A 12,531-nucleotide genomic window follows, 5' to 3' on the forward strand; every position below is an offset into this window, starting at 1 on the left:
CATGACCAAGCTGCACGAGTGGCGCGCCGATGCGCCGACGCCGGACCGGGCGCGGTTGGTTCCCGGCCGCCAGAAGCTGCTGGGAGCAGCGCAGCAGGGCTCTGCCCGCAAGGTGCGGCTGGATTGGCGCGTGACGGCTGCGGGAGGTGCCGCGACGGTGATCACCATCGCGGTGATGGTGGCCATGCTCGTCGGTGGCGGTGGACCCGAGCGCGGCGTGCAGCCTGCCGGCCCCGACCTGACGTCCGCGACGGCACTCCTGAGGCAGGCGGCGGAAGTGGTGTCGCAGCAGCCGGATCTGCATCCGCGCGACGGCCAGTGGGTCTACCTGAAGACCGCGCAGTGCCGATCCGGAGCGTCGGACGCGGCGCCCGATGCCAAGCCCGAGGTGAGCGAGGAGTGGGTCCAGTACGACAGCCCCGTGAGGGAGGACGACAAGGACGGCGACACCGAGCCCTCGCAGCGGCGGCTGTATCGTCTGCTCGCCTCGCTGCCGGACGATCCCGCCGAGATCCGGAAGCAGGCGGCGGACATGTTCCCCATGGGCAAGGACACCGGCTTGACGCGTGAGCAGGTCGAGACCTTCGCGCTCCTGGCGACCCTCGACGAGGCCTATCCCGTGCATCCGCAGGGGATGGCCAAGCTGTACCGGGCCCTCGCCGCGGACCCCGGGATCGAGGTGGTGCCGCACCTGGTGAAGGACCCCATGGGGCATGACGCCATCGCCATATACCCGGACCTGGGCAGCAAGGCCGTTCAGCGCCGGGAGTACCTCCTCGACCCCGACACCTTCCAGTACCAGGGAACCCAGTCGGTCGCGGTGCGCGACTACGAGGAGAAGTATGAGGACGGCTCGTCGGCCGGGCGCTCGTACAAGAAGGGCGAGGTCACATTCTGCGAGATGAAGATGACCCAGTCCCTCGTCGACCGTGACGGTGAGAAGCCCTGAACCCGACCGGGCGGCAGTGGCCCAGTGCCCGTGAGCCTTGCGGCGGGCCGATCCGGCGGCGCCGAGCGGCACAGCCGCTGCGCAGAGGCGGAGGGGCCGCCTGGCCCGGCCCGCTCCGCCATCGCGAGCTCGCTGACCGGGCTGAAACCCTGGCGGCAGTCAGACACCTGCTCGTTGTTCTGGTCTTTGTCCAGCGCGCCGTCATGGAGCGGCGGCCCATGGCCACCAGCGCGTGCGGCCCGCCGTGGACGGGCCGCTGTGTTGGTGGGTGTATGGGGGGGCGTTCCCCTGCGTTCATGGGTGGCGGGCCACGGGGCTGGGATCCGCTCCAGGTCTCGGTTGGTGCTGAATGAGACGGAAGCGTCCCCGACGGCCCACTTCCTCCGTGCAGCAGGCCGGGCTGACCGTGGCCACGGCGGTGACCCTGGGCTCGGGTCCGGTACTGGTCACCATCGGAGCCCGGCTCACACTGGGCGAGCGCAGCGGCGCCGCCGGAACCGTCGTGGTGGCGAGCGGCGTCGCCGGTCTGGTGCTGCTGATGGGGGTGCGAACGGGAGCACCGGCGGCCCCGCCCCCCTCCTGGGTATCGGATACGCGCTGCTCTCCGCCGCCGGCTACGCGGGCGTGACGTTGCTGGGCCGCTTCGCCGGCCGAGAGAACGCGGGTGGCGCGTTCGAGTCCACGGTGACCGGCTTCGCGGTGGGCACGGTGTGCCTTCTGCCGATGGCTCTGCTGGAAGGCCTCCTGCCCGACATGGAGCGTCCGGCATGGACTGCGGGCCTGATCCTCTACCTGGGGGCCGTGCCGACGGCGCTGGCGTACCCGTTGTTCTTCGTCGGCCTCTGCGTCGTACGGGCGACCACGGCCTCCGTCGTCGCCTTGGTGGAACCGCTCACCGCGGCGGTCGTCGGCAGCCTGGTCTTCGGTGAGCGGCTCAACGCGATCGTTCTCACCGGCAGGGTTCTTCTGCCGCTCGCCGTGCTGTTCCGCGCCGCCGACGAGCGGGTCGGCCGAGCGGCTTCCCGAAGGGCGCCGAGTGCTGACCACGGCCAGCGCACGTGGCCTCCGGCCATACGGGCCGGGGACTGACGTCGAAGTGCCATGCACAGGGCGGGCGATGGGCCAGCGGCTTCTCGTGATCGCATCAAACCGGTGCGGATGCGCTCTGCCTCTGCCTCTGCCGGGGTGAGGCTGGCGGCATGGCTTCCGCCCGTGTTCGTACCCGCCCGACGAGGACGGCGGGCGGCGGGCCGGAAGAGCGGGGCTACCACCAGGGAGACAACCATGACTATCCGTACCTACGTCTCGACGACTGTGCGGAACGACCGTGTCGACGACGTTCTCCACGCGCTGGAGGATGTGGATCCGGATGCGATCGTAGCCTCTGTCAACCGATCGGAGGCCCCTGACGTCCCCGCCGGCGTATCGGTTTCGCTGACCGGCGATGTCCGTGAGGCGGTGAAGAACCAGCTCGATGTTATTGCCGATCTGGAGTGCGAGATTGACGTGCGGGACACTGCGGATCTGTGAGCCGGAGATGCGGATGGTCCCCCGCCCGGTCTTGGTGACCAAGCGGGGGCCATCCATCTGTGCGCCCGCCGGCAGACCCGGAGCTCTGGACGCAACCGTCCGTGGAGCATGGCGCTCATCGAGCGCCGACGGGCCTGAACGCGCGACCGCCCCCTCTTCGGTTCGAAACGGGGGCGGTTACCAGCCTCGTGCGCGCCACTCCGCGAGGTGGGGCCGCTCCGTGCCGATCGTGGTGTCGTTGCCGTGGCCGGGGTAGACCCACGTCTCGTCGGGCAGGATGTCGAAGACCTTGGTCTCCAGGCCGTCCATGAGGGAGTTGAACTCTTCCGGACGTGTTGTCCTGCCGGGACCGCCGGGGAACAGGCAGTCCCCGGTGAACACATGGGGGTGTCCGTGCGGATCGTCGTAGACGAGGGCGATCGAACCGGGCGTGTGCCCGACCAGGTGGCGCGCGGTCAGTTCCACGCGCCCCACCCGGACGGTGTCGCCGTCGTCGACCGGCACGTCGGTCCGTACGGGGATGCCGTCGGCGTCCTCCCGGCCCGCATAGGTGCGGGCGCCGGTGGCCGCCACGACCTCGGCGAGCGCCTGCCAGTGGTCGCCGTGCCGGTGGGTGGTGACGACGGACGCGATGCCGTCGCCACCGATCATGCCGAGCAGTGTGTCCGCCTCGTTCGCGGCGTCGATCAGCAACTGCTCGTCCGTGGCCCGGCAGCGCAGCAGATAGGCGTTGTTGTTCATCGGACCCACCGCGATCTTGGTGATCATCAGGTCCTTGAGCTCGTGCACATCGGCCGGTCCGCCGACCGTCACCTCTCCGCTGTACGTCATGTCGGCCAGCCTATAGCGGCGGCAGCGCCGGAAGCGGGCCGCCGGCCGAGGCCAGCGCGGATCCGTCGCGGCGGCCCGCGAGCCAGCCCAGCAGGTCGGCCGGGGGACCCGTGACGGTCACGTCGGGCCCCTGCCCGCCGGGCTTGCGTCCGGTGCTCCACGCGCGTGTGCCGTCCGTGACGCGGGTGGCGGGGACGTCGGGGTGCCCGGTGAACCGGTCGGCCAGGAAGTCGATCTCCCGCTCGGTGAAGTCCCCTGGGAGATCCTCCAGCTCATATCCGATCCCCAGGTCCACGTGGTGCAGCTCCACCTCCACCCACCGCCGGAACGGCACCCGGGAAGCGGAGTCCGTGACCCCGTTGCGCAGCTCCACCGTGCGCGACCAGTCCGCCGGAGCGTCCCCGGCCTCCTGGAAGCGGGCGGCGCTCTCGCGCAGGTCGGCGAGCTGGCCATCGAGGGCGCGCGGGGCGTCCCGCTCGATGTCGGCGTCCCGGGCCTCGCCGGACACGTACATGGGGCGCCCCTCGAGCACGTTCACGAGGGCGTCCGCGTTCCGGGCGAGGTGGGCCAGGACATGGCCGCGGCTCCAGCCGGGCAGCCGTGACGGCTCCGTCACAGAGGCGTTGTCCAGTTTGCCGACTGCGGTCAGCAGCCGCTCCGTCGCGTCACGTACAGACGCCAGGTCATGAGCGTGATCAATCATGGTGCTGACCCTAGCTGCGCCACTCCTTCGGGTGAAGGTGGTGAAGCAGTGCCGTAAATCGAAAGCACGTGCTATATGGTCGGACGTGGCGTCGGGCATGCTGGAGAGCCGGGGTTTTGTTGGCAACCCGTGAATCCGACCGGCGTTGTCAGTGGCTCCCCCTAGTCTGGGAAAGACGGGGGCCCCGCCCCTGTCACTTCTCTCAAGAAAGGTGCGGACCGGCGTGGCCGACCGTCTCATCGTTCGTGGAGCGCGCGAGCACAACCTCAAGAACGTCTCGCTCGACCTCCCGCGCGACTCGCTCATCGTCTTCACGGGCCTGTCGGGGTCGGGCAAGTCCTCGCTGGCCTTCGACACCATCTTCGCGGAGGGCCAGCGGCGCTACGTGGAGTCCCTCTCCTCGTACGCCCGGCAGTTCCTCGGCCAGATGGACAAGCCGGACGTCGACTTCATCGAGGGCCTGTCCCCGGCGGTCTCCATCGACCAGAAGTCGACCTCGCGCAACCCGCGCTCCACGGTCGGCACCATCACCGAGGTCTACGACTACCTGCGTCTGCTCTTCGCGCGCATCGGTAAGCCGCACTGCCCCGAGTGCCGCCGTCCGATCTCGCGCCAGTCGCCCCAGGCCATCGTCGACAGGGTCCTGGAGCTCCCGGAGGGCAGCCGCTTCCAGGTGCTCTCGCCGCTGGTGCGCGAGCGCAAGGGCGAGTTCGTCGACCTCTTCGCCGACCTCCAGACCAAGGGCTACTCCCGCGCGCGGGTGGACGGCGAGACGATCCAGCTGTCGAGCCCGCCCACGCTGAAGAAGCAGGAGAAGCACACCATCGAGGTGGTCGTCGACCGCCTCACGGTCAAGGACGGCGCCAAGCGCCGCCTCACCGACTCCGTGGAGACCGCCCTCGGCCTGTCCGGCGGCATGGTCGTGCTCGACTTCGTCGACCTCCCCGAGGACGACCCCGAGCGCGAGCGCATGTTCTCGGAGCACCTGTACTGCCCGTACGACGACCTGTCCTTCGAGGAGCTGGAGCCCCGCTCCTTCTCCTTCAACTCGCCCTTCGGCGCCTGCCCGGACTGCACCGGCATCGGCACGCGCATGGAGGTCGACCCCGAGCTGATCGTCCCCGACCCGGACAAGAGCCTCGACGAAGGCGCCATCCACCCCTGGTCGCACGGCCACACCAAGGACTACTTCGGCCGCCTGATCGGCGCCCTCGCCGACGCGCTGGGCTTCCGCACGGACATCCCCTTCGCGGGCCTGCCGCAGCGCGCCAAGAAGGCCCTCCTCCACGGCCACAAGACCCAGGTCGAGGTCCGCTACCGCAACCGCTACGGCCGCGAGCGCCGGTACACGACGGCCTTCGAGGGCGCCGTCCCCTTCGTCAAGCGTCGGCACAGCGAGGCGGAGAGCGACTCCAGCCGCGAGCGCTTCGAGGGCTACATGCGCGAGGTGCCCTGCCCGACCTGTGAGGGCACACGCCTGAAGCCGATCGTCCTCGCGGTCACGATCATGGACAGGTCCATCGCCGAGGTCTCCGCGATGTCGATCAGCGACTGCGCGGACTTCCTGGGCGAACTGAAGCTCACCGCCCGAGACAAGAAGATCGCCGAGCGCGTGCTGAAGGAGGTCAACGAGCGGCTGCGGTTCCTGGTCGACGTCGGCCTGGACTACCTCTCGCTGAACCGCGCGGCCGGCACCCTGTCCGGCGGCGAGGCCCAGCGCATCCGCCTGGCCACCCAGATCGGCTCCGGCCTCGTCGGTGTCCTGTACGTCCTCGACGAGCCGTCCATCGGTCTGCACCAGCGCGACAACCACCGGCTGATCGAGACCCTGGTCCGGCTGCGCGACATGGGCAACACGCTCATCGTCGTCGAGCACGACGAGGACACGATCAAAATGGCCGACTGGATCGTCGACATCGGCCCCGGCGCCGGTGAGCACGGCGGCAAGGTCGTGCACAGCGGTTCCCTGAAGGAGCTGCTCGCCAACACCGAGTCGCAGACCGGTCAGTACCTGTCGGGCAAGAAGGCCATCCCGCTGCCCGACATCCGCCGCCCCCTGGACCCGTCCCGGCAGCTCACGGTGCACGGCGCCCGGGAGAACAACCTCCAGGACATCGACGTCTCGTTCCCCCTGGGCGTGTTCACCGCCGTCACCGGCGTCTCCGGCTCCGGCAAGTCGACGCTGGTCAACGACATCCTCTACACGCACCTGGCCCGCGAGCTGAACGGCGCGCGGAGCGTACCCGGGCGGCACACGCGCGTGGACGGCGACGACCTCGTCGACAAGGTCGTGCACGTGGACCAGTCGCCCATCGGCCGCACCCCCCGCTCCAACCCGGCCACGTACACCGGCGTCTTCGACCACATCCGCAAGCTGTTCGCCGAGACCACCGAGGCGAAGGTCCGCGGCTACCTGCCCGGCCGCTTCTCCTTCAACGTCAAGGGCGGCCGCTGCGAGAACTGCGCGGGCGACGGCACCATCAAGATCGAGATGAACTTCCTGCCGGACGTCTACGTCCCGTGCGAGGTCTGCCACGGCGCCCGGTACAACCGGGAGACCCTGGAGGTCCACTACAAGGGCAAGTCCATCGCCGAGGTCCTGAACATGCCGATCGAGGAGGCCACCTCCTTCTTCGAGGCCGTCCCGGCGATCGCCCGGCACCTGAACACGCTGAAGGACGTCGGCCTCGGCTACGTCCGCCTCGGCCAGGCCGCGACCACCCTGTCCGGCGGTGAGGCGCAGCGCGTCAAGCTCGCCAGCGAACTGCAGAAGCGCTCCACCGGCCGCACGGTCTACGTCCTGGACGAGCCGACCACCGGTCTGCACTTCGAGGACATCAGCAAGCTGCTCACGGTCCTGTCCGGACTGGTCGACAAGGGCAACACGGTCATCGTCATCGAGCACAACCTCGACGTGATCAAGACCGCCGACTGGATCGTCGACATGGGCCCCGAAGGCGGCGCCGGCGGCGGTCTGGTCGTCGCCGAGGGCACGCCCGAGCAGGTGGCCGGGGTCCCGGCCAGCCACACCGGCAAGTTCCTGCGGGAGGTCCTCGGCGCCGACCGCGTCAGCGACGCGTCCTCGGTGAAGGCGCCGCGCAAGACGGCGGCCCGCAAGACGGTCGCGGCCAAGACCGCCTCGGCACGCAAGACCGCCACCAAGACGGTCACCGGCACGGCCGCCGCCAAGAAGACGGCGGCCAAGACCACCAAGGCCGCCGCGAAGAAGACGACCCGGTCCAGCAAGGGCTGAGGTATCCCGCCGAACGCGCCGAAAGACGCGCCGAACACGCCGAAACGCGCCGGGCCCCACAGGCAACGTCCTGTGGGGCCCGGCGCGTTCGCTGCCCGGTCAGGTGGTCTTCTTCGGCTCCACGAACTGCATGTCCAGCTGGATCTTGACCACCTCGCCGAGCAGCCCGGGGGCGAAGTCCAGCCCGAAGTCCCCGCGCCGGATCTCGCCCGTCGCCTCGAATCCGGCGTGCCGGCTGCCGTCCATGGGCACCTCGACCAGCCCGCCGAACTCCACGGCGAGCGTCACCGGACGGGTCACGTCACCGATCGTCAGCTCACCCTCCATGGTCCAGTCCTCGCCCTGGCCCGAAACTCGCGTCGAGCGGTACGTCATCGTCGGGCGCTTCGCCACGTCCAGCAGGTCGGAGGCGCGGACGTGCGCGTCCCGGTCGGCGTTGCCCGTGTTGATCGAGGCCAGGTCGACGGTCGCGGAGATCCGCACGTCCTCGACCCGCTGACCGACGAACAGTCCGGCCTCCAACCGCTCGAAGCGCCCCCGCACCTTGGCGATGCCCAGGTGCCGGATGGTGAAGTTCACGGAGGAGTGGAAGGGATCGAGGGCCCACTGACCGGGGGCCAGCGGCAGGGCGGTGAGAGCGGTGTCATTCGTCATGCCCTCCACCCTGAGGGCCGGGCCGTCCGCGAGGGAGACCGGCCGGAGCCTGGTAGTGACGGGGCCACCCTCCGCGCCCGCGCGCCCTGTACGTTCGGCGGGTGAGCGACAACGAGTTGGGCACGTTCCTGCGCACCTGGCGCGAAGCCGTCACCCCGGCCGAGGCGGGCCTGCCCGCAGGCCCCCGGCGCCGTACGCCGGGACTGCGGCGTGCCGAGCTGGCCACGCTCGCGGGCGTCAGCGTCGAGTACCTCACCCGGCTGGAACAGGGCCGCGACCGCAACCCGTCCGCCCAGGTGCTCGGCGCCCTGGCCGACGCCCTGAACCTCTCCCTCACCGACCGGATGCTGCTGCGCCGCCTGACCAAGGAGGCGGACGGCGGTGACCCGCTGGTCTGTGCGGCGGCCCCGCCGCTCAGCCGCGCGGCGCGCCCCACCGTACGGGCCGTGCTGGACCGCCTGGAGCCGACTCCCGCGCTGGTGGTCAACTGGATCGGCGACGTCCTCGCCCACACGGCCGGCTACGAACGGCTGGTCGGCCCGCTGGGCGTGCTCGACGGCGAGCGGCCCAACCTGCTCCGCTATCTGTTCACCGACGAGCGGGCACGCAGCGCCTACCGCGACTGGGACCGCGTGGCCGACGACCTCGTCGCCCGGCTCCGGCACGGCGTCCCCCTGCGGGACCCCTACCTCGCCGAGCTGGCCGACGAGCTGGCGGTGACGGCCGGTGCGGACTTCACCGACCGGTTCGCCGACCTGGCCGCGACACCGCGGCGGACGGGATCCCAGCACATCGAGCACCCGCAGGCCGGTTCCCTGCGGCTGCTGAACGAGACGCTCGCGCTTCCCGACGAGGGGCAGCACCTCGTCATCCACCTGCCCGCGGACGACGCCACGGCAACCGCCCTGGACCGCCTCAACGGCCGCCGTCCCGGAGCACTGCGGGCGGTGGCGGTGGGGGAGACCGGCTGAAGCGCCCGGCGGGGCACCCCGGGCGCCCCGCGTCAGCTCTCCAGCTCGTGCCCGTACGGCGGTTCCGCCCCGGCCCGTGAGCAGGTGATCGCCGCCGCGCGGGCCGCGAAGCCCAGCAGTTCCGTCCAGCCGTCGGAGCCCAGTTCGGCCAGGCCCCGGGTGCTGAGGGCGTCGCGCACCGCGAGCCCGTGCAGCAGAGCCGCGTTGACCGTGTCGCCCGCGCCGATCGTGTCCACGACCTCGATGCGTTCGCCCGGCACCGTGTACTCCCCGGCGGCGGTGAAGGCGGTCAGCCCGTCGCCGCCACGGGTGATCACGACCGCCGCCGGGCCGGACGCCAGCCATTCGCGGGGCGTGCCCCCGAGCCACTTAGCGTCCTCCACGGACAGCTTGAGCAGCGACACCGAGGGCAGCCAGCTCTTGAACCGCGCCCGATAGGCGTCCGCGTCCGGGATCAGCCCGGCCCGGATGTTGGGATCCAGCGCGGTGAACACACCCTGCGCCGCCGCCCGGCGCATCATCTCCTCGTACGCGCTCGCGCCCGGCTCCAGCACCAGCGAGCAGGTGCCGAAGGACACCGCCCGAGTGCCGGACGGCAGCGTGGAGGGCGCCTCGAAGAGCCGGTCGGCCGTCCCGTCGACGTAGAAGGAGTACGCCGCGGAGCCGTCCGCGCCGACCGTGGCGACGGCGAGCGTCGTCGGCTCGGTGCCCCGCTGCACCGCGGACACGTCGACCCCCGTCGCGCTCAGCCGGTCCAGCAGCGCCTGTCCGAAGGCGTCGGACGACACCCGGGAGCAGAAGGCGGCGGGGGATCCGAGGCGGCCCAGCGCCACGGCCGTGTTGTACGGGCCGCCGCCGAGTGCGGGCCGCAGCGCCGCCAGGGCACCCGTGCCCTGCGGTACCAGGTCGATCAGTGCCTCACCGGCGACGACGATCACGACGGGGTTCCTTCCTCGGACGGGCTGGGGCAGCCGCACGATGTGCGGTGGACGAAGGTGCAGGGCAGACGCACCGTCCGGACGGGCCGGTGCGGCTCGGCGAGACGCTCCAGGAGCACGCGGACGGCCCCGGCGCCGATGTCCTTGCCGGGCTGGGCGATCGCGGTGAGCCGGGGCGAGAACAGATCCGCCCAGGCGAAGTCGTCGAAGCAGCACAGGGCGATGTCGTCCGGGACGGACAGGCCGTGCCTGCCCAGGGCACGCAGCACCCCGATGGTCATGGCGTTGTTGCCGGTGACCAGTGCGGTGGGCGGCACCCCCAGCGACAGCAGGGCCTCGGTCGCCTGCTCGGCACCCGCGGACTCCGAGTCGCCGTGCACCAGCAGCCGCTCGTCGTACGCAAGCCCCGCGAACGCCAGGCCGCTGCGGTAGCCGGTGATCCGCTCGTTCGTGGTGCTGAGCCCCGGCCGCCCCGCCACCAGTCCGATCCGCCGGTGGCCGAGCCCGGCGAGATGGGTGACCAGCCGGGACGTCGGTTCGGCGTTGTCGGCGCACACCTGGTCGAAGAGCGGACCGCCGTCCTTGCCGGGCGCGTCCACCAGCCGGTCCAGGAACACCGCCGGTACGTCATGCCGCCCGAGGTAGTCGAGCAGCCCGCGCGGATCCGCGGAGGGCGCGACGATCATGCCGTCGACCCGGCGCTCGTGCAGCAGCCGGACGACCTTGCGCTCGTGCTCCGGGTCGTCGTGCGGATCTGCGATCAGCAGGCTGTATCCGGCGTCCAGAGCGGCGGCCTCGACGCCTTGCAGGATCTCCGTGAAGTACGGGTTGCTGATCGCCGACACCGCCAGCCCGATGGACCGGGTACGGGCCGTCACCAGGGAACGGGCCAGCGTGTTCGTGGTGTAGCCGAGCTCCTCCACGGCGTCCAGCACCGCCTGGCGGGTGTGCGGCAGTACCGGCCGGGTGCCGTTCAGGACATGCGAGACCGTGGCCACGGAGACACCGGCACTCCGCGCGACGTCGGCCATGGTCGCCATGAACGTTCCCCTCCTCCGCTTCCGGCGGGGAACGTACCGCATTCGGCGGCGCGCGTAAACGTTTGCGCAATCGCTTACGTCAGACACCGACCCGGGCTGCCACGGGACACCCCGGGCGGCTGCCATCGGACACCCCGGGCGGCTGCCACGGGACACACCGGGCGGCTGCCACGGGACACACCGGGCCCGGCCGGCTACTCCCAGTCCCAGCCGATCCCCAGGAACCCCGCCCGTACCCGAGGCTCGACCAGGTGCACCGACCGGTGTCGGCCGCTCAGCGCCAGGTCCTGGCATCCGCTGCGCGGCGCCGCCGCCGAGTGCTGGGCGAAGCGGTGGCACCGCACCGGCAGGGCCGCCGCGTCGAAGCGCACCTGGAGGGCGTACTGGCCGCCGGGGCAGTCGAAGCCGCGCACGTACTCGCGTGACAGCCCCGCCGTGCCGTCCTCGACGCCGTAACGGAAGAGGAAGGTGTCGCCGGCCCGCAGCCGGGTGTCGAAGAGCAGCTCGGCCGCGAGAATTCCGGTGTCACGGTGCCAACGGACCCGTCCGATGCGGCAGTTCTCCAGGGCGTGCACCCGCATGCGCTCCGGTGCGGCCCCCCGGTCGCCGTGGTGGACGGCCACGAAACGGTCGATGCCGTCCCGGTGGGCGCGCACGATGTGGTGCGACTCGCGCTCGGCCAGCTCGCGCCGCGCCCCGATCCGCAGCCGCTCGTGGTGGCCCAGGGAGTGCAGGCCCCCGTCCGGCGGGCAGTCCAGCTCCGCCAGCAACTGGTCCAGGACGCCGGACGCCTCGACGAGGGAGCGGTAGGAGCGGGCGGCGGACCGCGGTCCCGACGGGCTCTCCCCGGACTCGGCGAGCAGCCGGATCAGCGACTCCTCGGGAAGCTCCAGGATCTCCTCCAGCGCGCGCACGGCCCGCAGCGACTCGGGGCGCTGCGGACGCCGGGCCCCCTGCTGCCAGTAACTCAGGCTCGTGACGCCGACCTTCACACCGTGGCGGGACAGATGGTGCTGCACACGCTGCAGGGGCAGGCCGCGGGCGGCGATCGCGGCCCGCAGGGCGACGTGGAAGGGGCCGCCCCGCAGGGCCGAGTCCAGTTCCGCGGTGGCGACGTCCGCGTGCTGTGGGGCGTGCGGCATGCAGGGGCCTCTTCTCCGAGTCGGCAACGGCTGGTCAGACCGCTTGCGCGGGGCCCTCCGACCGGCGCGGGGCAGGTCTTCACATCCGTACGCCGTCGTTCAGGGCCCGAGTTCCCCCGCATTGAAGCGTGTTGACCCGGTCCCGACAACACCTGATGCCGGACAGTGGCTCACGTCCTGCCGGCCGGTCCGGTTCCGGACATGCGAACGCCCGGGGCGTGCGCCCCGGGCGTTCGCGGTGGACGTGTGCTGCTACGAGTGGTCGCTTCCGCCCTGTTCCCTCAGAGCCAGGCGCTTGGCCCGCACGATGTCGGGATCGCGCGGGTCCAGGGCGTCGGGCAGCGCGAACGGCTCGTCCGCGTACCGGCGGGCACGGACCGTCCGCCGGGTTTTCTCGATCCGCATCCGCTTCATCTGCGCAGCCCTCCGACCCGTGGCCCGCCCGCTCCCCACCGGAAACAGCCGGTCCGCACCGACAACCTGTGCCTGCACCGGCACGGACTCCGCCCGCCGGGCGTCG

At 71.3% G+C, this 12,531-nt stretch carries 13 protein-coding genes; 6 read left to right on the forward strand and 7 right to left on the reverse strand.

Annotation, left to right across the window (positions count from 1 at the left end):
• The first annotated feature begins 1 nt into the window (after position 1).
• The 4 genes from FDO69_RS10460 to FDO69_RS10470 all read left to right on the forward strand — a co-directional run bounded on the left by FDO69_RS10460 (position 2) and on the right by FDO69_RS10470 (position 2,479).
• The gene (locus FDO69_RS10460; RefSeq protein ID WP_234387888.1) at positions 2–949 is read left to right on the forward strand and encodes a CU044_5270 family protein; all 948 of its coding nucleotides are present in this window, start codon (positions 2–4) and stop codon (positions 947–949) included.
• Positions 950–1,334: 385 nt separating this feature from the next.
• Positions 1,335–1,577, forward strand: a complete 243-nt coding sequence (locus FDO69_RS41860) for a hypothetical protein (RefSeq protein ID WP_234387889.1) — start codon at positions 1,335–1,337, stop codon at positions 1,575–1,577.
• Positions 1,574–2,038 (forward strand): EamA family transporter, encoded by a 465-nt coding sequence (locus FDO69_RS41865; protein WP_234387890.1) that lies wholly within the window; start codon positions 1,574–1,576, stop codon positions 2,036–2,038. The genes FDO69_RS41860 and FDO69_RS41865 overlap by 4 nt, the downstream gene beginning before the upstream one ends.
• A gap of 195 nt (positions 2,039–2,233) precedes the next feature.
• Entirely contained in the window at positions 2,234–2,479 is a 246-nt protein-coding gene (locus FDO69_RS10470) for a hypothetical protein (protein ID WP_104779493.1), read from the forward strand.
• A 177-nt stretch (positions 2,480–2,656) separates the two neighbouring features.
• On the opposite strand, the gene FDO69_RS10475 is transcribed toward FDO69_RS10470, so the two are convergent.
• Both FDO69_RS10475 and FDO69_RS10480 read right to left on the reverse strand, forming a co-directional pair.
• The gene (locus FDO69_RS10475) at positions 2,657–3,310 is read right to left on the reverse strand and encodes an MBL fold metallo-hydrolase (RefSeq protein ID WP_104779494.1); all 654 of its coding nucleotides are present in this window, start codon (positions 3,308–3,310) and stop codon (positions 2,657–2,659) included.
• A gap of 10 nt (positions 3,311–3,320) precedes the next feature.
• Positions 3,321–4,013 (reverse strand): maleylpyruvate isomerase family mycothiol-dependent enzyme, encoded by a 693-nt coding sequence (locus tag FDO69_RS10480; protein ID WP_104779495.1) that lies wholly within the window; start codon positions 4,011–4,013, stop codon positions 3,321–3,323.
• A gap of 223 nt (positions 4,014–4,236) precedes the next feature.
• On the opposite strand from FDO69_RS10480, the gene uvrA reads away from it, so the two are divergent.
• On the forward strand, positions 4,237–7,266 hold the full coding sequence (gene uvrA / locus FDO69_RS10485; RefSeq protein WP_104779496.1) for an excinuclease ABC subunit UvrA: 3,030 nt from the start codon (positions 4,237–4,239) through the stop codon (positions 7,264–7,266).
• A 99-nt stretch (positions 7,267–7,365) separates the two neighbouring features.
• On the opposite strand, the gene FDO69_RS10490 is transcribed toward uvrA, so the two are convergent.
• On the reverse strand, positions 7,366–7,920 hold the full coding sequence (locus tag FDO69_RS10490; RefSeq protein WP_104779497.1) for a YceI family protein: 555 nt from the start codon (positions 7,918–7,920) through the stop codon (positions 7,366–7,368).
• Positions 7,921–8,021: 101 nt separating this feature from the next.
• Here FDO69_RS10490 and FDO69_RS10495 point away from each other — a divergent pair, with 101 nt between their 5' ends.
• Positions 8,022–8,891, forward strand: a complete 870-nt coding sequence (locus tag FDO69_RS10495; RefSeq protein ID WP_104779498.1) for a helix-turn-helix domain-containing protein — start codon at positions 8,022–8,024, stop codon at positions 8,889–8,891.
• A 32-nt stretch (positions 8,892–8,923) separates the two neighbouring features.
• Here the strand turns inward: FDO69_RS10495 and FDO69_RS10500 are convergent, their stop codons facing one another.
• The 4 genes from FDO69_RS10500 to FDO69_RS41115 form a co-directional block, all read right to left on the reverse strand.
• Positions 8,924–9,829 carry a carbohydrate kinase family protein gene (locus FDO69_RS10500; protein WP_104779499.1) on the reverse strand — a complete coding sequence of 302 codons (906 nt, stop codon included), beginning with the start codon at positions 9,827–9,829 and terminating at the stop codon, positions 8,924–8,926.
• Positions 9,826–10,869: a LacI family DNA-binding transcriptional regulator gene (locus tag FDO69_RS10505; protein ID WP_104779500.1), complete on the reverse strand. Its 1,044-nt coding sequence runs from the start codon at positions 10,867–10,869 to the stop codon at positions 9,826–9,828. Before FDO69_RS10505 ends, FDO69_RS10500 begins: the two co-directional genes overlap by 4 nt.
• A 194-nt stretch (positions 10,870–11,063) precedes the next feature.
• The gene (locus tag FDO69_RS10510; RefSeq protein WP_104779501.1) at positions 11,064–12,011 is read right to left on the reverse strand and encodes a hypothetical protein; all 948 of its coding nucleotides are present in this window, start codon (positions 12,009–12,011) and stop codon (positions 11,064–11,066) included.
• Between the two features lie 252 nt (positions 12,012–12,263).
• Positions 12,264–12,416 (reverse strand): hypothetical protein, encoded by a 153-nt coding sequence (locus tag FDO69_RS41115; RefSeq protein ID WP_167526556.1) that lies wholly within the window; start codon positions 12,414–12,416, stop codon positions 12,264–12,266.
• Positions 12,417–12,531 lie beyond the last annotated feature (115 nt).

Source organism: Streptomyces tibetensis (genome assembly GCF_007655005.1).
In the GTDB taxonomy this organism is placed as follows: Bacteria; Actinomycetota; Actinomycetes; order Streptomycetales; family Streptomycetaceae; genus Streptomyces; species Streptomyces tibetensis.